At 68.9% G+C, this 21899-nt stretch carries 21 protein-coding genes and 1 pseudogene; 9 read left to right on the top strand and 13 right to left on the bottom strand.

Features of this window, described 5'->3' with window-relative positions:
• The first annotated feature begins 402 nt into the window (after nt 1-402).
• Together AB0H32_RS17960 and AB0H32_RS17955 are read left to right on the top strand one after the other, a co-directional pair.
• Nucleotides 403-1104 carry a L,D-transpeptidase family protein gene (locus AB0H32_RS17960; RefSeq protein ID WP_361120865.1) on the top strand — a complete coding sequence of 234 codons (702 nt, stop codon included), beginning with the start codon at nt 403-405 and terminating at the stop codon, nt 1102-1104.
• A gap of 58 nt (nt 1105-1162) precedes the next feature.
• Nucleotides 1163-2785: a peptide-N4-asparagine amidase gene (locus AB0H32_RS17955; RefSeq protein ID WP_361120860.1), complete on the top strand. Its 1623-nt coding sequence runs from the start codon at nt 1163-1165 to the stop codon at nt 2783-2785.
• 72 nt (nt 2786-2857) lie between these two features.
• On the opposite strand, the gene AB0H32_RS17950 is transcribed toward AB0H32_RS17955, so the two are convergent.
• Complete coding sequence (locus AB0H32_RS17950) at nt 2858-3307, bottom strand: MarR family transcriptional regulator (protein WP_361120857.1); 450 nt, start codon at nt 3305-3307, stop codon at nt 2858-2860.
• 115 nt (nt 3308-3422) lie between these two features.
• Here AB0H32_RS17950 and AB0H32_RS17945 point away from each other — a divergent pair, with 115 nt between their 5' ends.
• Together AB0H32_RS17945 and mltG are read left to right on the top strand one after the other, a co-directional pair.
• Complete coding sequence (locus AB0H32_RS17945) at nt 3423-5225, top strand: ABC transporter ATP-binding protein (protein WP_361120854.1); 1803 nt, start codon at nt 3423-3425, stop codon at nt 5223-5225.
• 93 nt (nt 5226-5318) lie between these two features.
• Nucleotides 5319-6311 carry an endolytic transglycosylase MltG gene (gene mltG / locus AB0H32_RS17940; protein ID WP_361120851.1) on the top strand — a complete coding sequence of 331 codons (993 nt, stop codon included), beginning with the start codon at nt 5319-5321 and terminating at the stop codon, nt 6309-6311.
• Nucleotides 6312-6323: 12 nt separating this feature from the next.
• Here mltG and AB0H32_RS17935 read toward each other — a convergent pair whose 3' ends face one another.
• Together AB0H32_RS17935 and AB0H32_RS17930 are read right to left on the bottom strand one after the other, a co-directional pair.
• Nucleotides 6324-7409 carry an NAD(P)-binding domain-containing protein gene (locus AB0H32_RS17935; RefSeq protein WP_361120848.1) on the bottom strand — a complete coding sequence of 362 codons (1086 nt, stop codon included), beginning with the start codon at nt 7407-7409 and terminating at the stop codon, nt 6324-6326.
• A 22-nt stretch (nt 7410-7431) separates the two neighbouring features.
• The gene (locus AB0H32_RS17930) at nt 7432-7587 is read right to left on the bottom strand and encodes a hypothetical protein (protein ID WP_361120846.1); all 156 of its coding nucleotides are present in this window, start codon (nt 7585-7587) and stop codon (nt 7432-7434) included.
• A gap of 91 nt (nt 7588-7678) precedes the next feature.
• Here AB0H32_RS17930 and AB0H32_RS17925 point away from each other — a divergent pair, with 91 nt between their 5' ends.
• Nucleotides 7679-8101, top strand: coding sequence for a secondary thiamine-phosphate synthase enzyme YjbQ (locus AB0H32_RS17925; protein WP_361120843.1), 423 nt, complete (start codon nt 7679-7681; stop codon nt 8099-8101).
• A 394-nt stretch (nt 8102-8495) separates the two neighbouring features.
• Here AB0H32_RS17925 and AB0H32_RS17920 read toward each other — a convergent pair whose 3' ends face one another.
• The 4 genes from AB0H32_RS17920 to AB0H32_RS17905 form a co-directional block, all read right to left on the bottom strand.
• The gene (locus tag AB0H32_RS17920; RefSeq protein ID WP_361120840.1) at nt 8496-9962 is read right to left on the bottom strand and encodes a benzaldehyde dehydrogenase; all 1467 of its coding nucleotides are present in this window, start codon (nt 9960-9962) and stop codon (nt 8496-8498) included.
• A gap of 158 nt (nt 9963-10120) precedes the next feature.
• A complete protein-coding gene (locus AB0H32_RS17915; protein WP_361120837.1) occupies nt 10121-10360 on the bottom strand; it encodes a non-oxidative hydroxyarylic acid decarboxylases subunit D in 240 nt (79 codons plus the stop codon).
• A 21-nt stretch (nt 10361-10381) separates the two neighbouring features.
• The gene (locus AB0H32_RS17910) at nt 10382-11806 is read right to left on the bottom strand and encodes a non-oxidative hydroxyarylic acid decarboxylases subunit C (RefSeq protein WP_361120835.1); all 1425 of its coding nucleotides are present in this window, start codon (nt 11804-11806) and stop codon (nt 10382-10384) included.
• Nucleotides 11807-11819: 13 nt separating this feature from the next.
• A complete protein-coding gene (locus AB0H32_RS17905; protein WP_067317976.1) occupies nt 11820-12416 on the bottom strand; it encodes a non-oxidative hydroxyarylic acid decarboxylases subunit B in 597 nt (198 codons plus the stop codon).
• Nucleotides 12417-12502: 86 nt separating this feature from the next.
• Here AB0H32_RS17905 and AB0H32_RS17900 point away from each other — a divergent pair, with 86 nt between their 5' ends.
• Nucleotides 12503-13402, top strand: a complete 900-nt coding sequence (locus AB0H32_RS17900; protein WP_067310967.1) for an AraC family transcriptional regulator — start codon at nt 12503-12505, stop codon at nt 13400-13402.
• Between the two features lie 356 nt (nt 13403-13758).
• Here the strand turns inward: AB0H32_RS17900 and AB0H32_RS17895 are convergent, their stop codons facing one another.
• From AB0H32_RS17895 to AB0H32_RS17880, 4 genes are all read right to left on the bottom strand, one after another.
• Entirely contained in the window at nt 13759-14274 is a 516-nt protein-coding gene (locus AB0H32_RS17895) for a hypothetical protein (RefSeq protein WP_361120831.1), read from the bottom strand.
• 698 nt (nt 14275-14972) lie between these two features.
• Nucleotides 14973-15401, bottom strand: a complete 429-nt coding sequence (locus tag AB0H32_RS17890; RefSeq protein ID WP_067310962.1) for a PPOX class F420-dependent oxidoreductase — start codon at nt 15399-15401, stop codon at nt 14973-14975.
• 665 nt (nt 15402-16066) lie between these two features.
• Nucleotides 16067-16822, bottom strand: coding sequence for a nuclear transport factor 2 family protein (locus tag AB0H32_RS17885; RefSeq protein ID WP_361120828.1), 756 nt, complete (start codon nt 16820-16822; stop codon nt 16067-16069).
• Nucleotides 16823-17273: 451 nt separating this feature from the next.
• Entirely contained in the window at nt 17274-18641 is a 1368-nt protein-coding gene (locus AB0H32_RS17880; RefSeq protein WP_361120825.1) for an NAD(P)/FAD-dependent oxidoreductase, read from the bottom strand.
• A gap of 218 nt (nt 18642-18859) precedes the next feature.
• Here AB0H32_RS17880 and AB0H32_RS17875 point away from each other — a divergent pair, with 218 nt between their 5' ends.
• Nucleotides 18860-19399 carry a TetR/AcrR family transcriptional regulator gene (locus AB0H32_RS17875; RefSeq protein WP_067310958.1) on the top strand — a complete coding sequence of 180 codons (540 nt, stop codon included), beginning with the start codon at nt 18860-18862 and terminating at the stop codon, nt 19397-19399.
• 41 nt (nt 19400-19440) lie between these two features.
• Here AB0H32_RS17875 and AB0H32_RS17870 read toward each other — a convergent pair whose 3' ends face one another.
• Nucleotides 19441-19635, bottom strand: coding sequence for a hypothetical protein (locus AB0H32_RS17870; protein ID WP_361120870.1), 195 nt, complete (start codon nt 19633-19635; stop codon nt 19441-19443).
• Here AB0H32_RS17870 and AB0H32_RS17865 point away from each other — a divergent pair.
• Together AB0H32_RS17865 and AB0H32_RS17860 are read left to right on the top strand one after the other, a co-directional pair.
• A complete protein-coding gene (locus AB0H32_RS17865) occupies nt 19598-20086 on the top strand; it encodes a GNAT family N-acetyltransferase (RefSeq protein WP_079147091.1) in 489 nt (162 codons plus the stop codon). The genes AB0H32_RS17870 and AB0H32_RS17865 overlap by 38 nt on opposite strands.
• 742 nt (nt 20087-20828) lie before the next feature.
• Nucleotides 20829-21644, top strand: a complete 816-nt coding sequence (locus AB0H32_RS17860; RefSeq protein WP_361120820.1) for a methyltransferase domain-containing protein — start codon at nt 20829-20831, stop codon at nt 21642-21644.
• On the opposite strand, the pseudogene AB0H32_RS17855 reads toward AB0H32_RS17860, so the two are convergent.
• A pseudogene (locus AB0H32_RS17855) lies at nt 21587-21882 on the bottom strand (redoxin domain-containing protein); the annotation flags it as partial. The gene AB0H32_RS17860 and the pseudogene AB0H32_RS17855 overlap by 58 nt on opposite strands.
• Nucleotides 21883-21899 lie beyond the last annotated feature (17 nt).

Here is a 21899-nt window from a genome sequence, read left to right as displayed (position 1 = left end):
TCCCCCCGCGGGTGCCACTGGTAGGGGGGGGTGGGCTTCGTTATGTTTTTTTATCTGAATCAGCGCCGTGGGCCCGGTGTCGGGGGGGGGGGGTCATAGGGGGGCGGGGCGGGGGCGCGGTTGGTGGCAGGGCGGGGCGGTGGTGACAAGCGGTGACAGGGTCGCGTCGCGGAGTGCCGAATTTCAACCGGTTTTCCCCGACGGCCTCCGAAATCCGCCGGGTTCCGGCCAGGTGCCGTCGCTCGGAGTGACCCGCGTCCGGAAGTCCTTCGGAAGCCCTTCGGAAGTCCTTCGGAGGTCCTGTGATCCGGCTCGGCGAATGCCGGGGAGGTCGCACAGCCGGTCGGCACGCGATGCGACCATGGTCGCGTGCGGATAGACAGTGTGCGGCGTGCAACGATCATGGTGGCGGCTTTCGGAACCTTCCTGGCGGCCCTGTCCGCGTGCGGCGCGGCGGGACGCGGCAACGGCAGCCCCGCGCCCGGCGGCCGGGCCGGGCGGGCCGGGACGGCCAGCCATCGCCCGCACGGCATCCAAGGCGTCGGCGCGCGCCTGCAGCGGCGCATTCCGGCCGACTCCAGTCAGGTGGTGGCCGTCTACGGCGACGGCAAGGACTCGGCGGACTCCACGGTCGTGCTCTACGCCAAGCACGGCACGGTATGGCGGCGGACCCGCAGTTGGCCCGCGCACAACGGCAAGAGGGGCTGGACCACCGACCACCGCTCCGGCGACCGGCGCAGCCCCGTCGGCGTGTTCACCCTCAGCGACGCGGGCGGCGTACTCAAGGATCCGGGCGCCCGACTGCCGTACACACAGGACCCTTCTTTTGCCGCCCCGCGCTGGTGGGCCAAGTCGCACTGGCACGACTTCGACTACGTCGTCGCCATCGACTACAACCGCGTCAAGGGCTCCCCGCCGAACGATCCGACGCGCCCCGAGGGCGAGGCGAAGGGCGGGAGCATCTGGCTGCATATGGACCACGGCAGCGGTACGTCGGGCTGCGTCAGCATGTCCCGGTCGGCCATGGAGTACCTGCTGCGCACGCTCGACCCGCACCGGCATCCCGTCGTGGTGATGGGAGACCGGGCGGACCTGATGAGCTGACACGGATGGCGGGACGCCTCATTGCGGGGCGGCACCGACTCCCCGTAGAACACCGGCCATGAGAAGACGGTTAGTCATGTCCATGCTTGCCGGGGCGACCCTCCTGGCGAGCACGCTCTTCGGCACCGGGACCACCGCCGCTGAGGCGGCGGCCCGAACCGGGGACGTTCCGGCCGAGTTCGGCACCGACTGGCACGACCCGGTGACCGCCGCCCCGCCCGTCGACCGGGCGCACACCAGGTCCTGCCGGGTCACCCTCGCCGAGACCCAGTTCCGCGACTTCACCCCCTACCGGGGCGCGTACACGCCGCCGAAGGGCTGCGGCGACCGCTGGAGCAAGGTCGTCCTGCGCCTCGACGGCAAGGTGAAGGGCCGTCAGTACGACCGTCTCGGCTATCTGCACGTGGGCGGGGTCGAGATCCTGCGCACCTCGACGCCCGAGCCGTCACCGGACGGCATCGAGTGGCACGTGGAGAAGGACGTCACCCGCTACAGCGACACCTTCCGCGGCCCGCAGGACGTCGAGATGCTCATCGGGAACGTCGTGGACGACACCTACACCGGCGTCATCGACGTCAAGGTGACGCTCACCTTCTACGCCGGCCGCCCCGAGGTCCCGGCCCCCGACCGCGTCCTCACCCTCGCCGGCTCGCCCGACGGCGCGACCCTCACCACCCCGCGCAACAGCGAGCGCATCGTCGCCGAGGTGTACGCCACCGGATCCGGCGGCGGCTGCGAGGAGTTCTGGTACCTGACCGTGGCCGACCCGGCGTCCTACTCATGCAAGGCCGACCACGGGCCGTACCGCGAGGTGCAGATCAAGGTCGACGGGAACCTGGCCGGAATCGCCGCGCCGTTCCCGAACGTGTGGACCGGCGGCTGGTCCAACCCCTTCCTCTGGTACGTCGTCCCGGGCCCGCGCGCCTTCGACGTCAGGCCGATCGAGTACGATCTCACGCCCTTCGCCGGGCTCCTGAACGACGGCCGTCCGCACCGCGTCGAGGTCTCGGTCGTGGGCGTGCCGGCGGGGCAGTCCGGCTGGAGCACGCCCGTGAACGTCCTGGTCTGGCAGGACGCCCACCGCGCGCACGTTACCGGCGGGCTCACCGTGGACAGGGCGACGGACCTCGCCAACTCCTCCGCCTACACTCCCGGATCCGAGAACCGCGTCGACACCGAGGCGGGCCACCGGCTCACGGTCTCCGGATACGTGAACACCTCGCACGGCCGTGTGACCACCACGGTCACCCGTACGCTCGCGAACACCTCCGCGCACCGCTGGACCGACGGCGAGAACACGGACGGGCTGGACGCGACCTGGACGGACGACGAGACGGTCCGCGTCCGGGGACAGGGGCCCGCACGAACGACACACACGCACCGGACGTACACGATGAACGGCGCCACGACCCTCGGCACGGACGACCGGCTGCGCACCGTGCTGACCCTCGGCGACCGGGCGACGGCCGTGGAACGGCAGGGCGGCCGGCGCACCGCGTGGTCGCGGTTCGACGACACCTACAGCGGCGACGCCGCGTACACGATCAACGTCCCGCGCGAACAGCGGCACGCGGTCGGCACGTCGAGCGAGCGCTATCGCCGATACGGCTCGGACGGCTGCTACGACCGTTCGCTGGCGACCGCTCAAGGGGTGCTGACGGAGGACCGCAACCGCTGCTGAGGCCTCGGGCGACATGTCGGTGACCGCACGCGGCTCCCGCTCCGGATATCGAGGAGCGGGAGCCGTGGCCGTTCAGCAGGGCTTGGCCGTCTCCCCGTCGACGAGGGTGTCCAGCAGCACCCCGAGGACCTGGCGCTCCTTCTCGGTCAGCGGGGCGAGGATCTCCTCGGCCGCCGAGCGGCGCGCGCCGCGCAGTTCGCGCAGGGTCGTCCGGCCCTCGTCCGTCAGCTCGATCCGGGTCACCCTGCGGTTCGACGGATCCGGCACCCGGCGCACCTTGCCGCTCGCCTCCAGCCCGTCGACCAGCGTCGTCACCGCGCGCGGCACCACCTCCAGGCGCTCGGCGAGGTCGGCCATGCGCGGCGGCGAGCCGTAGTGCGCGAGGGTGCGCAGCAGCCGGGACTGGGCCGGGGTGACGCCCAGCTCGCGCCGCTCCAGGTGGCGCTTCTGGATGCGGTGCACCCGGCGGGTGAGCCGCAGCAACTGCTCGGCGAGCAGGCCCTCGGGGTCTGGGGTGGTCATGCGGGAACAATATCAGGATGCCGTTCATTGTGAGCATAGGTAACAATGAGCTATGATCCGTCAGTCGTCGTCGGCCGTTCTTCGCGCCGACGCCCGTTCATCTCCGTAGGAGCCCATGCATCCCGACCGTGAACCCTCCTGGACCCCGCCTGCCGACGCCGAAGCGCAGCCCCGGCAGGTCCGCCGCATCCTGAAGCTCTTCCGTCCCTATCGCGGGCGGCTCGCGATCGTCGGCCTCCTCGTCGGCGCCTCCTCGCTGGTCTCGGTGGCCACGCCGTTCCTCCTCAGGGAGACCCTCGACGTCGCGATCCCCGACGGCCGCACCGGCCTGCTCAGCCTGCTCGCGCTCGGCATGATCCTCAGCGCGGTCCTCTCCAGCGTCTTCGGCGTGCTCCAGACGCTGATCTCGACCACCGTCGGCCAGCGCGTCATGCACGATCTGCGCACCGCCGTCTACGGCCGCCTGCAGCGCATGTCGCTCGCCTTCTTCACCCGCACCCGCACCGGCGAGGTGCAGTCCCGCATCGCCAACGACATCGGCGGCATGCAGGCCACCGTCACCTCCACCGCCACCTCCCTCGTCTCCAACGTGACCAGCGTCGTCGCCACGATCGTCGCGATGATCGCCCTGGACTGGCGCCTGACGATCGTCTCGCTGCTCCTGCTCCCCGCCTTCGTGTGGATCAGCCGCCGTGTCGGCAACGAGCGAAAGAAGATCACCACCCAGCGGCAGAAGCAGATGGCCGCGATGGCCGCCACGGTCACCGAGTCGCTGTCCGTCAGCGGCATCCTGCTCGGCCGCACGATGGGCCGCTCCGACTCGCTCACGGGGTCCTTCGCGGAGGAGTCCGAGCGGCTGGTCGACCTCGAAGTGAAGTCGAACATGGCCGGGCGCTGGCGCACGGCCGTGATCACGATCGTCATGGCCGCGATGCCCGCCGTCATCTACTGGACCGCGGGACTCGCCCTCCAGCTCGGCGGCCCGCAGGTCTCGCTCGGCACCATCGTCGCGTTCGTCTCGCTCCAGCAGGGCCTGTTCCGCCCGGCCGTGAGCCTGCTGGCGACCGGCGTCCAGATCCAGACCTCGCTCGCGCTCTTCCAGCGCATCTTCGAGTACCTGGACCTGCCCATCGACATCACCGAGCGCGAGGAGCCGGTCCACCTCGACCAGATCAAGGGCGAAGTCCGCTTCGAGGACGTCGAGTTCCGCTACGACGGCAAGGGCGGCCCGGTCCTCGACGGCATCGACGTCACCGTCCCGGCCGGCGGCAGCCTCGCGGTCGTCGGCCCGACCGGCGCCGGCAAGTCCACGCTCGGCTACCTGGTGCCCCGCCTCTACGACGTCACCGGCGGCCGCGTCACCATCGACGGCGTCGACGTGCGCGACCTCGACTTCGACACCCTCGCCCGCGCGGTCGGCGTCGTCTCGCAGGAGACGTACCTCTTCCACGCCTCGGTCGCCGACAACCTGCGCTTCGCCAAGCCGGACGCCACCGACGACGAACTGCACGCGGCGGCCCGGGCCGCCCAGATCCACGACCACATAGCCGCGCTGCCCGACGGCTACGACACCGTCGTCGGCGAACGCGGGCACCGCTTCTCGGGTGGCGAGAAGCAGCGCCTGGCGATAGCCCGCACCATCCTGCGCGACCCGCCGGTGCTCATCCTCGACGAGGCGACCAGCGCCCTGGACAACCGCACCGAAGCCGCGGTGCAGGATGCCATCGACGCCCTGTCGGCGGACCGGACGACCCTGACCATCGCGCACCGCCTGTCCACCGTCCGTGGCGCCGACCAGATCGTCGTCCTGGACTCCGGCCGGGCCGCCGAGCGGGGCACCCACGAGGAACTGCTGGAGCTGGACGGGCGGTACGCGGCCCTGGTTCGCCGTGACGCGCAGCTGGAACCGGCGGGCTGACACGGTGCTCGGGCCGATCGGCTGACGTGGTGCCCTGGCCGACAGGCTGTCGATATGTCGGGTTTATGGTGATTGGCGTATTACCGTGCCCGCATGCAGATGAACACTCCGCGACAGAGCACGATGCGACTGACGCGCCGGGGCAAGCTCGTCCTCCTGGTGACCGGCGCCGCCCTGGCCGGCACCGCCGTGGTGGTGCCGCTGCTGAGCCTGGCACGCGGCCACAAGGAGCCGAAGCCCGCCATGCTCGTCATCCCGGAGGGCTGGCGCGCCAGTCAGGTCTACGGCGCCGTCGACAAGGCCCTCAAACTGCCCCCGGGCAGCACCCGGAACTCCCTCGGCAAGGCCGCCCTGAAGCTGCCGAGCCAGGCCGGGGGCAACCCTGAGGGCTACCTCTTCCCCGCGACATATCCCGTGAAGAAGGGCGCCACCCCCGAGTCACTGCTGAGGTTCATGGTCGACACGGCCGGGGCGAGATTCGGCGGGCCGCCGATCGCGGCCGGGGCCCAGCGCAACGCGATGAACGTCTATCAGACCGTCACCATCGCCAGCATCGTCCAGGCCGAGGCCGCCACCAAGGCCGACATGGGAAAGGTCGCGCGGGTCATCTTCAACCGGTTGCAGAAGGGCATGCCCCTGCAGATGGACTCCACCATCAACTACGTGCTGAACCGCAACACCGTCCACACCAGCGTCGACGACACCCACTTTCAGAGCCCGTACAACTCCTACCAGCGCATGGGTCTGCCGCCCACCCCGATCGACAACCCCGGTGGGGACGCCCTGCGCGCAGCGATCAACCCGCCGCCCGGCAACTGGCTGTACTTCGTCACGGTCAAACCCGGCGACACCCGCTTCACCGCCGACTACTCCGAGCACCAGCGCAACGTGGCCCAGTTCAACGCCGGTCAGCAGACGACGGCGCAGCCCCCCAGTCAGCAGACGACGGCGCAGCCCCCCAACCAGCAGGCCACGGGGCAGCCCCAGAACCCCGGCTACAGCCCGCAGCAGCTCCCGCCCTCACAGACCCCGCAGCAGCTTTCGCCCCCGCAGACTCCGCCCGTACAGACACAGCCGCCCCGCTGAGCCGGCGGGCCCTCACGCGGCGAGCGGCTCCTCGGCCAGCAGCCGTCTGATGTCCCGCACGGCCGCGCGCCCGGCGCGGTTGGCGCCGATGGTGCTGGCCGAGGGCCCGTAGCCGACGAGATGGACGCGCGGGTCGGCGACCGCGCGGGTTCCCTCGACCCGGATCCCGCCACCCGGTTCACGCAGCCGCAGCGGCCTCAGATGATCGAGCGCGGCCCGGAACCCGGTGGCCCAGAGAATGACGTCGGCGCAGACGTGCCGACGGTGCGGTCCCCCGTCCCACTCCACCCCGTCCGGGGTGATCCGGTCGAACATCGGCTGCCGGTCCAGGATCCCGTCCGCCAGGCCCTGCCGGATCGCGTCATTGAGCGGAAGCCCGGTGACGGAGACCACGCTTCTCGGCGGCAGACCCTGCCGTACCCGCTCCTCCACCAGGGCCACGGCCGCACGGCCGACCTCCTCGCCGAACGGGCCCTCGCGGAAGACCGGGGGCCGCCGGGTCACCCAGGTGGCGGCGGCCGCGTACGGGGCGATCTCCAGCAGATGCTGGGTGCCGGACGCACCGCCGCCCACGACCACGACCCGCTTCCCGGCGAACTCCTCGGGCCCGGGGTACTGCGCGGTGTGCAGCTGCCGCCCCCGGAAGGTCTCCTGGCCGGGATAGCGGGGCCAGAACGGCCGGTCCCAGGTCCCGGTGGCGTTGATCAGCGCGCGAGTCGACCAGGTCCCGTCCGAAGTCTCCACGAGCAGCCGTCCGTCCTCGCCCTCGCGAACGGCCGTCACGTCGACGGGCCGCCGTACCCGCAGGCCGAAGGTGCGCTCGTACCGGTCGAAGTACGTGCGGAGGACCTCCGCCGAGGGCCGCGCCGGATCGGGGTCCGTCAACTCCATGCCGGGCAGCGAGTGCATCCCGTGCACCTTGCCGTACGTCAACGACGGCCAGCGGAACTGCCAGGCGCCGCCCGGCCCGGGGGAGTGGTCGAGGACCACGAAGTCGCGGTCCGGTTCGAAACCGGTGCGCCGCAGGTGATAGGCGCTGGACAGTCCGGCCTGTCCGGCGCCTGCGACGACTACCTCCACCTCGCGTGTTTCGTTCACCCCCCTGCCAACAGCGGGCACGTCACCGGTCTTCCCGGCCGGTCGGCACCCGCTGCCGGCGCGGTCCGGCCGCCCCGGTGACGGTGCCGAACAACAGCCCGGCCGCGACGCGCCGCAGCGAGATGGCCTTGGCCGAGAACGCACCGCGCGGCTGAACGAAGCCGGGTGAGCGCGCCACGGTCGACGACCTCTCGCCCGGTGAACCCCTCGTATCGGGAAACGGTCGTGCCACGACGTGTGAAACCGGCGTATGGGCCAGGATTGGGGGCATGCCAGATGCCTTCACCACACGGATGCTGCACATCGCCACCGGTTCCCGGGAACGGGTCGTCGATCTGACCTCCGAGTGCGAGGAGTTCCTGAGCGAGGCTGCGGCCGGCCGCGACGGTCTGCTGAACATCTTCGTGCCCCACGCGACCGCCGGTATCGCCGTCATCGAGACGGGATCCGGCAGCGACGACGACCTCCTCGCCGCCCTGCACGCCCTGCTCCCCGCCGACGACCGCTGGCAGCACCGGCACGGCAGCCCGGGACACGGCCGTGACCACGTCCTCCCGGCCTTCGTCCCGCCGCACGCGACCCTTCCGGTCGTCGGCGGACACCTGGAACTGGGCACCTGGCAGTCGGTGTGCCTCGTGGACACGAACACGAATAACACAGACCGTCGGGTGCGGTTGAGCTTCCTGGGGTGACCGCCGTGCGAGCAGCAACCTTGTCAGGCGGTTTGATGACTGAGCCGATGAGGCAGAGTGGCCGACAATCTCGTGGTGCCAAGCGGCCATGCTTGGCAGCATTGGCGGAACGCCTAGCAGGTTCTTCGTCTGCTGGTGGTACGAGCAGGCCGCTGCATTGGCCTGCGGAAACGACCGTCTTGGACCGTCGGGTTGCATAATGGTCCGGGATTGGTGCGGATCTTGGTCAATCGACCTGGCGCGCGGTGTGCTTACGCAGAGGGCGGGTGGGCGTGCCGCGTGGTTCCAGGAGTCAGGTGTGCCAGTCGACCCGCGATGGATGCGGCAGACAGGCCGTTGCCCAGGAGCATTGTCCGGCTGGCCCAGGGTTGAGGCTCTCGGCTCCTCCTGGTTGCTACATCGCATAGCCAGGAATTTCCTGACGGACGGTCATCCATCGAGTTTCGGTGTAAGCCTCGATGTTGGCCTGGGCGCCGCCGAAGCGCGTCGCGGTTCCCGAATCGAACATGCCGCCGAACGGTGCGTTGGCCTCGTCGTTGACCGTCTGGTCGTTGATGTGAGCCGTTCCCGTCGGGATGCGTTCGGCCAGCGCCAGTCCGGCGGCGACGTCGGAGGTGAGGATGCCCAGGGAGAGTCCGTACTCGCTGGCTGCGGCCAGGTGGGCGGCCTCATCGAGAGTGCTGAAGCGGGCGACTGCGGCCACTGGGCCGAAGACTTCGCTGTCGTATGCGGGGATTCCCGGGCCGCTGTCCGCCAGCACGGCCGGCCGGTAGAAGAGGCCCTCGAAGCTGCCGCCGGTCTTGAGCGTGGCGCCGGCGTTGACGCTGCTGGTGACGAGTGCGTGGATCTTGTCGCGCTGCCGCTCGTCGATGATCGGCCCCAGCGCGACGTCTTCAACGGTTGGGTCACCAACGGTCAGTTGCGCGGTGCGTTCGGCGAGCAGCTGTACGAACTCCTCGTAGATCGACTCGTGCACCAGGTGCCGACCGCTGGCCATGCAGACCTGCCCTTGATGGAAGAACGTGCCCTGCATCGCCGCACCGACAGCTCGGTCGAGATCGGCATCCTCCAAGACGATCAGCGCGTTGTTGCCGCCCAGTTCGAGGTGGGTATGGATGAAGCGACGCGCGGCGATCTGCCCGACCGCGCGGCCCGCGGCGGTGGATCCGGTGAAGGAAACGGCGCGCACAGCCGGGTGGTCCACCAGCGCCGAGCCGATGTCCCCTCCGCCGGGCAGCACGTGCAGGACTCCTGCTGGCAGCCCCGCTTCCTCGAAGATGCGGGCGATCGTCACACCGCCCGATACGGCGGTGCGCGGATCCGGTTTGAGGACGACGGCGTTGCCGAGGGCAAGGGCCGGTGCCACCGAGCGGATGGCGAGCTTCAGGGGAGCGTTGAACGGAGCGATCACGGCGACCACGCCTACCGGGACCCTGCGGGTCATGCTCATCCAGGCACGTTCGCTGGGGATCACTTCACCGAGCGGAAGTGAGGGCAGGCTGGACGCCTCGAAGCACTCGGCTGCTGCGCCCTGGACCTCGTACGCTGCTTTGGCGCGAGTGGCGCCGGCTTCGCGGATCAGCCAGCGTGCGGTCTCCTGGCTGTGTTGCTGCCACAGTTCGCCCGCGCGGCGCAGTACCGCGGCGCGTACGCTGTACGGGGCCGCTGCCCATGAGCGTTGGGCATCGCGCGCCTGCTCGACCGAGTGGGTCAGGTCCTCGATGCCGGCGGCGCCCACGGTGGCGAGGGGGGCTCCGGTCGCGGGTTCGAGGACCGTGTTCACTCCGCCGTGGGCGTCACACCATGAACCGGTGAAGAGTCGGCCCTGCCATGGCGCGTCATCAAGGATGGTGGAGTTCAACGTTGGTTCCTGTTCTGTTGCGGGCAGGTCGGCTGTCGGCCCCCCGGGGGGGGCGTCGCCGCGGCCTCGGGTCCGGTCGGTGTGGCGTCGTGACGAACGTCTTCCGCGTGCCTGGTGGCGTGGGCCGCGGGGCGTGGTCGTTGGCGTGAGCGGCCGGTTCAGTGGGCTTGCACAGGCGGGATGGCGGGCACCTCCGGGGAGTTGTCGATGTCCGCCGGGGTCAACCGGAACTCAACGGGGTAGGCGTCGCGCCGGGTTCGGCGGGCGGGTTCGGTGGTGCGCCACATGTAGAGACAGCGGCCGCACTGGAGCACGTCCCACGCACCGGGGACCGGGGAGGTGGTGATGGTCTCGATGATGTCGTGTGCACAACGGGGGCAGATCAGGGGGGATTCCATCAGTGGGTTCCTCGGCTGTTCTCAGCGGGCGGCGATCAGAGACCGGAGGCGCTCGGTCCACTCCTTGGTCTCCGGCAGATCGCGTACCGGCGTACTGAAGTTGCCGCGGTCGTCCGGCGAGACGGGCGTCGTGGCATCGGTGATCATCTTGCTGGTGATGCCGACCGGGGAGGCGGCCGGTGCCAGTTCCATGACGGACAGGTTCGGGATGACGACCACATCGTCCGCGGGATTGACCTTGCACGACATCGCCCACATCACCTGCGGCAGGTTGAAGGGGTCGACGTCCTCGTCGACGAGGATCACCTGGCTCACATAGCCGAGGCCGTGAGGGGTGGTCATCGCGCGCATGCCGACCGCCTTGGCGAAGCCGCCGTAGCGCTTCTTCGTGGAGATGATCACGGACAGGCCGTGCGTGTACATCGCGTTGACCGCCTGCACTTCGGGGAATTCGGCGCGCAGCTGCTTCAGCAACGGGACGCAGGTGTTCGCTCCGACCAGGTAGTCCACCTCCGTCCACGGCATGCCCAGGTAGAGCGATTCGAAGATCGGATCCGTGCGGTAGGAGACGCGGTCGATGCGGATCACCGGCATCCGTCGGCCGCCGGAGTAATGGCCGGTGAACTCGCCGAAGGGGCCCTCGATCTGGCGCTTGCGGCTCTCGATCACCCCTTCGATGACCACCTCGGAGCCCCACGGGACGTCGAATCCGGTCAGCGGTGCCGTGGCGATGGGTGCGGGAGCGCCCCGCAGGGCACCGGCCATCTCGTATTCGGACTGGTCGTAGCCCATCGGCATGCCGGCCACCATGGTCATCACCGGGTCGTTTCCCAGGGTGATCGCGATGGGCAGGTCCTCGCCAAGGCCCTCGGCCTTGCGCAGATGCAGGGCCACGTCGTGCATCGGAACCGGCTGGATGGCGAGCCGGTTGCGGCCGATGACCTCGATCCGGTAGATGCCGACGTTCTGCTTGCCGAAGTGATCCGGGTCCTGCGGGTCGCGGGAGACGACGGCGGACTTGTCCAGGTAGAAGCCGCCGTCACCGTCGTTCAGACGGAACAGCGGGAGGATCTGGAACAGGTCGACGTCCGCGCCCGCCACGGTGTTCTCACGCCAGGGCGCGTCCTCGCGACGCTCGGGCGCGATGGGGAAGGCGTCCCAGCGGCGCGCGAACTCTTCGACCTGGCCCCTGACCGGGGTGCCTGGAGGCAGTCCGAGTGCGAGGGCGTGGTTGCGCCAGGACCCGTGGACGTTCATGACGATCCGGGCGTCGTGAAACCCGGTCACGTTGTCGAAGTACAGGGCGGGGGCTCCCTCGCCGATCCGGCCGGCCGCATTGGCCGCGGCGGCAAGGTCGGGTTCGGCCGGGATCTCCTCGCTGATCTTCAGCAACTGGCCCTCCTTCTCCAGCGTTTCCAGGAAGCTGCGCAGGTCGTCGTATGCCATGTGCGGCTCTTTCTCAAGCGACGGGGTGGACGGGGGCGGTCCGGGCGGCACGCATGCCCTCCCAGCGCCTGGCGGTGGGGGTGGGCAGCGCGAACTGGTCGAGGATGCGGGTGGTGATGTGCTCGACGATGTCGTCGACCGAGGCGGGATGGTTGTAAAAAGCGGGCATGGGCGGCACGATCCGCACCCCCTTGCGGGCCAGGTCGAGCATGTTCTCCAGATGAATCTCACTGAGCGGCGTCTCGCGCGGTACGAGCACCAATGGGCGCCGCTCTTTCAGCACCACGTCCGCGGCGCGGCCGACGAGACCGTCGGCGTAGCCCGCGCGGATGCCGGCCAGCGTCTTCATGGAGCACGGCACGATCACCATGCCGTCGGTCCGGAACGAGCCCGACGCGATGGTGGCGCCTTGGTCCTCGGGGTTGTGTACGACATCGGCGAGATCCGCGACCTCGCGGACGCTGCGGCCGGTCTCCAGCTCGATGGTGGTCCGCGCCCAACGGCTGAGCACCAGATGGGTCTCCACCTCGGGATACTCGGCCAGCTGCTGCAACAGCCGAAGCCCGAGTACGGCACCAGTGGCTCCGGTCATCCCCACGATGAGTCGCACGTCGATCAACTCCTTGCTTCCGCGCTCCCTCGCTTTCGACGCTATGGGCCGTTCGACGGCGCGGGCGGGTAGCCTGGAGACCAGTCATGGGAAAAAACCGACAGCTCTCCGTCGCCGACGTGTCATACCGGCCCTCGCTGAGCGCGCCCATCGGGATGGACGTCCTCGACTTCGCCGAACTGTCCAAACGCGTGAACCGGAGGGGACTGGACCTGTCGGCGCCGCTCCGGCCGGCCTTCCACCATCTGATCCACGTCAGGCAGGGCCCGGTGCGCCACACCGTGGACTTTCGGGACTACACACTGGACTCGGGCTCCTGGCTCTGGGTCCGAGCCGGCCAGGTCCACCAGTACGTCCCCCGTGATCACGCCGCGGCGCGGGGCACCATCGTCATCTGGCAACCCGGCTTCGTCGCCGCCGAGCCCCTCCACAACGACTCGCCCATGCTCCTCACCGGACGGCACGCCCGATCCGCCGGCCTCGCACTGCGCCACCTCGTCCACGAGTACGGTGACCTGGCCTCGATTCCCCTCGACGCCCACATCGACACGCTGCGCCACCTCCTCAGCGTCCTCCTGCTGCGTCTCGCCCACGCCTGCCCGGCCCCCGCATCGCTCGGGTCGGACAGCGAGGTCTTCCGCAGCTTCCGTGTCGCCGTGGAACGCGACTTCGCAAGCTCCCACCACGTCAATGACTTCGCCGCCGCACTCGGCTACAGCGTCCGCACCCTGTCCCGCGCCGCACAGGCTGCGACCGGTTCGACCGCCAAGCAGTACCTCGACGCCCGCATCCTCCTGGAAGCCAGACGGCTCCTGGTCCACACCGACGCCACCTCCGCGGAGATATCCCGCCGGCTGGGCTTCCCCGACCCCAGCGACTTCACGAAGTTCTTCCGGAAACGCGACGGGGGGACACCACTGAGCTTCCGCGAGGTCGCCCGAGGAAGAGCACCAGGGATGCTCTCCGCCCCGGCGTCCGACGAGTAGATGCTCTCGACGCGTTCTGACTCATCCCCGCACCCTGCCGGAGGGCCGGGAGGTCATATCTGCCCCGGTCGAGACGAAGACCGTGACCTGGACTTACGGGCAGACCGGTCAGCGCGCGCGGACCGTCCCGCGATGGTTGACTCCGACGCGAGTGACCCCGCGGCCGGATCTCGTGCACCTGACCGACGAGCGGAATCTGCTCTGTGCGACTACCGGCCCGCAGCGCAGCGACCCTCTGCAAGGGCGGTAGTGGGCATGCGCAAGCCCCCGCCCTGATCCGCTTCCGCATGCCGCCAGCAACGCCGTGATCGACAGGCGTGTGGGATCCAGCAACAACTGGTCGAGTTCAGGAGAGGTCACCGGCGTCCGCCGTCCTGGCTGAGCTGCTTGAGTCGCTCGAACCGCCCCTTGGACGGGAACATCGCCGCCAGTCCCACGGCGATTCCCAGCAGCAAGTGCCAGCCGGGGACGTAGGACAAGATCGCGACACTTCCCACGGAGACCGCACCCACCACGCTCACCACGACGAGGAGTCCGATCCAGGGAGAGCGCTGCTCCGTCGACCCCGTCGGGATGATCCCCTGCGGCAGCAGCTCGGGGGGAAGACCGAGCAGGCCGCGCCCCTGCCGCGTGAATTGGCCCGCGAGGAACACAACCGTCAAGATGCCGAGAATCCCGTCCCACCACATCCACCACCGTTCCAGGTGGAGCAAGGGCAGAAGGTCGGGTGAGGAGAGGACCAGGTATAGGTAGAAGCCCCAGGCCATCGAGAACCATCGGGGTTGACGTTGCGCGTCTATCGCCTGGTCGCGGCGACGCTGGACTTCCTCCAGGGCGCGGGCCGCCTGCTCGGCGTCGGGTTCAAGGGGCACGGGCCATCTCTCGGTAGTCGTGGGGGCGAGTGGAAGTACTTGCCTGAGCGGAAGGTGCTCATATCGGCATGCGGAGCGTGACGAGGGCGGCGGTGAGATGGAGAGAGAAGCCGAGGGCACAGCGCCCTTCTCGATGCAGCGACGTAGCTTGCCGAAGCCGTTCATCCAGGAGGCTGGGTGCGCTCCTCACCCACCGATTCCGACACCCTGCGGGCGGGCACGCCCTGTCGGACGGTCTCACCAGTGAAGCCCGCCTCCGTCGGCAAGAGACGGGCCACGTCGCTGTCGTGGCCGCGATCGAGGTTGGCGTTCACCTGCTCGGGCAGGGCACCTGGCTGATGCCTGCACGACGTGGAAGGCAGGACCGAGCAACCGGGAGTCGTGCTGCTTGGCCGACCGAGACCATGCCCAGCGGCGTGTGCCGGCCGTTTGTGAGGCAAGCAGCGCTAGGCCCTGGTCGCCGAGGTCGACCGGCGAGCGTCCTGCCCGCGCGCACGGCGCTTTGGCAGCCGTCCAACGAAATCTCCGTGGGCCCTGGACCGGTCATGCGGTCGTATGCCTCCCGGACCAAGGCTTGGACCGCTCGGCTATGGCCTTCGCCTCGCTGATCGACGCGGCGTCGAGTGGTGCGGCCGGAGCAGCCGGGCCCCGTGGTCCGTTCGTACCCGGAGCCGTGGACCAAAGCGCGCCCTCTCGCGTCAGTCGGCTACGCCGCTGACGGCCAGGACCTTGTCGATCGACACCCGCACCAGGAGAATCCCGGGCACGCTGTTGCGGACGGCGTACTCTGCTGCACGGTCCTCCCCCACGTAGCGGGCAGCGATCCGGGTCGCCCAAGCGCGCACCTGCGGCAAATCCTCGCTCACCTGCGCCCGGCCGTCGATGACGACGAAGGAGAACGGCGGCTGATCATCGTCAACACACAGGGCGAGGCGCCCGTCGCGGATCAGGGTGCGGCCCTTGACAGTGTTCTTGCCGGTGTTGAACACGAGGTCGTCGCCGTCCAACAGGAACCAGACGGGGGCCACGTGTGGGCGCCCGTCGGCCCGGGTGGTGGCGATTTTCGCGGTCCGGGTGCCTTCGCTGACGAAGGAGCGCCATTCGGCATCGGTCATGGGTGCGGCCATGAGTCCTGGGTTTCCTCACGAGAGGGGTCGGTTGTGGTATGGCGTGTGGGTGTCGGAAGGCTTTGTCACCTGCCCGGGCCTGCCGGCTTCGCCTCACGTTCTGCCTGCCCGGCAGGTGACTGTTCGCTGATCCGGAGGACCGGCTGAGGCTGTGGCGATGCGCCTGACCCGACGACTCGTGGTTCAGGCCGCTGGTTGCACCGTGGATTTCATCGAGCACGGCACCCGGTGCGCGCACACATTGTCGCGCCACCCAGCACCCGATCAGCTCGTAGGCAGCCCAACAAGCAATGCCCACCGTTTGGTTCCGCCGGCCGAGCCGCGCCGATCGCGTTCCTCACTCATCCCGCGATGGACGGCTCGCACAGCAGGGTCCTCAAAGGGTTGACCGTCTCGGTCCGTCCCCGGTCGACCGGGCGCGTCCCAAGGCAGCGGCGGTGACTGCGACAAGTGCCGACGCCTCTCTCCCTACGAGCGGTGCAACACTCGAAGAACGCACACCGGGGTGTCGCCTACGGATCCCGGCTTGGCGGCAACCGCTGGGTCATGGAGCCCCCGTCTGCATGGCCGATTCCGCCGACTCCGCGTCCGTGAGCGGACGTCCACGGCCTGCTGGAACTGGCCTGCCGCGTGACCTGCCTCCGTCGGCTCCGAAGCTAATTCTCTTAGAACAGGCCGTTGCTGTGGGGCAGTTCAGCGGGGACCTCCTGGATGGCATCCCAGTGCTCGACGATCTTCCCGTCGGCGAGGCGGAACAGGTCGTAGTAGACGACCGGCACGCCGAACTCACCCTCGGCCTGCACCAGAGCGAAGTCACCCTCTGCGATGACCTTGTGGATCGTCTTGTAGACGACGTTCTTGCCCTGCTCGGCCCACTTGGCGGCGGCCACTCCGAAGCCGTCCAGACCGTCACCGGCCTCCGGGTTGTGCTGGAGGTAGGTCTCGGTGGAGGTGTAGTCGGTCACCAGCGAGTATTCGGCGCCCTTGAGGATCTTCTCCGCGTACTCCGCGACCAGCTTGCGGTTCGCCTCGGTGCTGCCCAGGTCGCCGACCCGGGCAGGGCCGTCGGTCTGGGAGCGGCCGCTGACGGTGTCCCTGACCACCGGCACCAGGGCGTCCCAGTGCTCGGCGAGCTTGCCGTTCTCCACGCGGTAGATGTCGAAGGCGACCAGTGGCTCGGGGCCGAAGCCGTGGTAGACCCCGTGCAGCGCAACCACGTCTCCGTCGGCGATGACCCGGGCGCCCTCGTAGCGGAAGTCCGCGGGCAGCGAGGAGATCAGTTCGCGCAGAGCCTCGGGGCCGTCGGCGGCCAGCGTGCTGTGCTGCTTGTACGTCGGCGAGACCCAGCGGTCCACCGCGGAGGGGTCCTTGTCGCCGAACAGCTCACCTACGGCCTTGAGAACCAGATCCTTGTTGTTCATGACACACATCCATTCTGCCGGGCCGGCAGACCCTGTGTCCGCCGACCGCGCATCTCCAGAGTTGTCGGACTTGACACGGCAGACGAGGTGAAACCCTGACCCGCTATGGGCGAAAGTGGACAGCAGTCGGGACGCGCCGCCACTGCTCGTCGCTGGGGATCCAGAGAAGCTTCATCAGTTTCCGCACCAGCCCACGCTGCTGCCCGCCGCCACCGAACCCCAGGTACTCGGCCAGCCCCCGGGCGTAGGCGTCAATCGTCGTCGGCGCCCGCCCCGAGTCCTCTCACGCCTGCAGCCATGCCACCGCCTGATCGTGCCGACGGAGTATCGGTCACTTCATCCTTGTCTCGATCATCTGGTGCCGCTGATCCCCAAAGCCCATGGGTCCCGTATGAAACCGCCCGCCTCGCGAGTGATTTCACGTAACTGCCAGCTGTTTCAGTCCGCTGTTTCAATCAGCGATTTCCTTCGCGGCGCGGATTCCCGACAGGTAGGCGCCGTGGACGGTTTGGTAGGAGGCGCGGTGCGTCGCCTCGCCGGCGAAGTGCACACGGTCGTCCACGCTGGCCGCGAGATGGTCACGCATGGCAGGTGTGGAGCCGATCTTGTTGTACGAGTACGAGCCTCGCGCGTACGGGTCGGACGCCCAGCGGGTGATCTGGTAGCCCAGAGGCGCGGGGATGCCACTGCCGAAGATGGCTTTCAGCGTCCCCATGGCGCTGTCGACGATCCGGGTGTCGCTCCAGCCTTCGATCGTGCGGCCGAAGTCGGCGGCGTTGAAGCCGAGCAGCACGGGCTGGCCGGTGGGACGGGTGATGTTGATCCACTGTTCCCACTGGCCGTACTCGTCCACATTCGGCACGTAAGTCATCCAGTCGGTGTCCGGCCAGAACACCTCGGGAAAGCGCAGGTAGCACTTGTTGAGCACGCCCATGCCGAGCTTGTCGATCGCGGTGCGCTTGGACGCGGGCAGGCCGGGGCCGAACGTGACCGCGCCGCTCTGCAGTACGCCCAGCGGCAGCGTCACCACCACATGCCCGGCGTGGAACGTGTCCGTGTCGGTGCCGACTGTCACGTCGCTGGAGTTCCAGTCGATGTGCTTGACGACCTGCCCGGTCCGGATGGACAGCCCGGAGGCGAGCAGATCGGTGATCTGGTGGTAGCCGCGCGGGAACAGCACGTCCTTGCCCTTGATGTCCGCGCCGCTGTCGAAGTACAGGGCCGACATCTGGTCCACGCTGCCCGAGTACTCGTGCTCGTAGTCGTTCAGCCCGAACGAGATCAGGGCCTTGTCGTCCTCCGACAGTGAGGACCAGCCCAGCGCACGCTCCACCACGCCGCGCACCGACGCGTCCTTGTCCGCGTCGTCCTGGTACGAGGCCAGAGCGTCCCCCATTTTGCTCTGCCAGCCCGCGATCGCCTTCGCCCGGGCACCGTCGGCGAGGTAGTCGGTGGAGCTGTCGGGGTTGGTCACGACCGTCCGCGCTTTGGCCTTCTCGGCCAGTGCGGCGATGGGATTGTCGTTGATGCCGTGGATCCATGAGGCCCCGAGGTCGAGCGGCACACCGGCCCACTTCTCGCTGGTCCAGATGCGGCCGCCGATTCGGTCGCGCGCTTCGAGGACCACCACGTCCTCCCCCTGGCCGGCCAGGTGGCGGGCTGCGGCAAGACCGCTGATCCCGGCACCGATGACGATCACCCCTTCACTGCTGGTTGTACCGGTCGCGCTGGCTTTGCAGGCGGTCAGGGAGGTGAGAGCGGCGAGGCCGGGCAGGCCCAGGCTTGCACTCTGCAGGAAACGCCGGCGGTGCATCGTCATGAATGACAACCGATCTGCGATCTGACACGGGCTCTTGCAGGAATGCCGATGAACGCTCCGTTGCGTTCGGCGGTCTGCCCGTTGGCGAAGAAGCCGCGCAGGCTCCAGTGAGGTCCCCGATCCAGCCGGGGACCGCCTCAGTACAATGAGGCTGATACTGCAGAGCATGCAATTGAAACATCAGTGTGTCAATAGAGGCATTGGGGATTGGTTCGACGATGCGTACCGACGCGGCAGAGGTGCTGGACTCGGCAATCCCGGTCCTCGCCAAGGACCGGGCGGCGTCCATGCAGGTCATCGCTGCACGCGCGGGCATCAGCCGGGCGACCCTGGTCCGCCATTTCCCCACCCGTAAGCTCCTGGTGCAGGCGATGGCCGAGAAGATCCTGGACGACTGCGACCGGGTCCTGGCCCAGGCCGAGGGCGACGCCGCGCCCATGGAGCAGGTGCTGGCCGCGCTGGTTGCCGCGTACACGCCTTTTGCCCAACTGTGGAACCTGGTCTACGTCGACCCCGACGTCTCGGGTCTGCCCGAGGCCAGCACGCGGGCCAAGGCGATCTTCATCCGGACCGTCAAGCTCATGGAACGCGGCCAGAAATCGGGGCTGCTGCGGGGCGACATGCCGGCCACCTGGCTGGCCTCGACGTTCTGCGGCCTGGCCGAGACCGCATGGGAGCTGACACTCGAAGGCCACATGGGCGCCCGTCAGGCCCCGGACTTCATCAACGCGATCCTGCTGCACGGCGCGTCTGCCTGACTGCCGTCCGGAATCGCCTGGCCCAGGCCCTGGCCGACTGGTCACGTGAGCTCGGCAGTGCTCCCGGCGGCCGATTCGGCGGCAGTGACGTGGCCGATCGGGGCCTGGGCAAGCGGTTCCCGGGAGCGGTGCAGGAACGCCTGCCCGAGCAGCCGACCCGCCGCGGGAAGGCACTGCCCGGTGCGAAATACTCTCCCGATGAGTTCACGCACTTCCCCGATCAGCCAGCCGATCACGATACGGAGGGCAGTCGCGCGGGATGCCAAACGGCTCACGCGGCTCGTGCGTGGCTCAGGCGCCTACGAGGGTAAGTACGCAGCCGCAGTGGCGGGCTACCGGGTCGGTCCTGATTACATCGAGGCCCACCGCGCCTTCGTGGCCGTCGGCGCCGACGAGCACGGAGGCCGGGTCCTCGGGTTCTACTCGCTCGTCCTCGTTCCACCGGAGCTCGACCTGCTGTTCGTCGCCGACGAAGCGCAAGGACGTGGTATTGGACGGCTGCTCGTCGCGCACATGCAGTCCGAGGCCCGTGCCGCCGGCATCGACCGTGTCAAGGTCGTGTCGCACCTTCCCGCCGAGGACTTCTACCACCGCGTCGGTGCGGTGCGGACCGGGACCGCGCTCGCGAACCCGCCCGCCGTGCCGTGGGACCGTCCTGAATTCGAGTTTCGCATTCCTTCGGAGTGACGCGGTGTGCCGGTTCGCAGGGCACCGGCTTCGCCTGCAAGGGGCAGACGATCTGGCGCACTCCTGCCTGTGGCGCCGAGCTCTCGCCGGGCAGGGGGCGACTCAGGTTGAGAGATCCGCGACGCGTACTCATCGTCGACGGCGGCGCCCTGGGCCGGGACCGGCGCGCACTCCTACTCGGGCAATAGGTGACCCGTGGAGGTCGCCGGTGGGAACGGCGCTTGCGGAGACAACGATCGTGGTAACGAAGCGCACCGACTTCTGATCGGGTGTCTGGCAAGGAACCCGGGCTGCCAGTGCGACGGGCAACAGTAGCTCGACTTGTTGTGCACCTTGCAGGTGCTCCAGCCGCTGCGGTCGGCCGGCGATGGGACGTCCGCGGCGTCGGCGCTGGTTGTGTGTCCGGAACCCGGTTAACCTTGAGTTGTCTTTGCGGAGGTTGGCGGACACGAATCGGGATAATGCCAACCGCCAGGTTCGGTTGAGCTTCTTCGGCCAGTGATTCGCTTCGGTGGGACTGTATCGGTGAGGTCCGGCCGCGCCAAACGATCCGTGGAAGGTTGAGAAGTGCCCACCTTCAGGTGGACGGTCAGGGGCTCGGGTTCGGGCCGGCTCGCGGGGTGTCGCGCGGGTTCGGGGAGCGGGTTGGCTCCCAGACGGCTCCCAGGAAACGGTGAGGTCCTTGCCATCCACCACTGGCATCCGCCCCAGCCAGGCCCTGGTGACGTGTGAGGATGTGGTCATGGCTGCTGTGACGCGTGCCCAGTCGTTCGATGGGGTCGCCGCGCAGTACGCGGCGAGTCGACCGTCTTACCCATCCGCCGTGCTGGACGAGATTGAGGCATTCCTCGGGCGCTCCCTGGGGGACGCTCGGGTGGCGGATGTCGGCGCAGGTAGCGGCATCGCCACCGTCCTGTTGCGCGAGCGAGGCGCCGACGTGCTCGCCGTTGAGCCGGGTGCAGGCATGGCGGCACAGTGCCGTACTGACCACCCCGATCTCCCCATCGTGCGTGGCGACGGCAACGCCCTTCCCCTGCGTGACGGTTGTCTCGACGTGATCACGTATGCGCAGGCGTGGCAGTGGACCGACACCGCCCGCTCCGTCCCCGAGGCGCTGCGCGTGCTCCGGGGAGGGGGTGTGCTCGCGGTGTGGTGGAACACCACGGCCTTCGATGTGCCGTGGATCGCAGCACAGCACGAGCGCATCGCGCGCTTCTGTGGCGTGCGGGCGCGCGCCCGAACCCGTCCTGGCGACGAGGAGGCCATCGGACTTGCCGGTTTCGCGGGTCTGCGGGCCGCACGCCGTCAGCTGTGCTGGAGCCGGACCGTGCCGTTGGACATCCATCTCGCCAACATCGGCAGTCGGTCGGCGCTTCTCGTGCTGGGGGAGGATCGCGTCCGTGGCTTCCTGGCGGAGGAGCGGGTACGGCTGCGCGAAATGTTTCCCGATGACGTGGTGGAGGAACGTTACGCGGTCGACCTCCTCATGGCGGCGGCGCCTCAGCGCAGGGCGTCGAGTGCGGCGCTGATGTCGGCCGGTTCGGCCCGCTTGGTGTAGTCGGTGTCGGCGAACGCCCAGCGGATGGGGCCGCCTGGGTCGATGACGTACGTCGCCGGGAGCGGGAGCGTCGCGGGTGGACGCCGTTGACGCGCTGGAGGTTGAAGCCGAGCTTGTCGTAGATGGCGGCGAGGCCGTCGGGCAGGTCGAAGGCGAGGCCGTACGCCTTGGCGGTGTCGGAGCCGACGTCGCTGAGGACGGTGAAGTCCAGGGCGTGCTTCTCGGTCAGGGAGAGCGACCTTCCGCAGGTGGCTG

Origin of the sequence: Streptomyces sp. NPDC020362, from assembly GCF_040642095.1 — a bacterium.
Lineage (GTDB): Bacteria > Actinomycetota > Actinomycetes > Streptomycetales > Streptomycetaceae > Streptomyces.
This window is presented reverse-complemented; position numbering and strand designations above follow the sequence as displayed.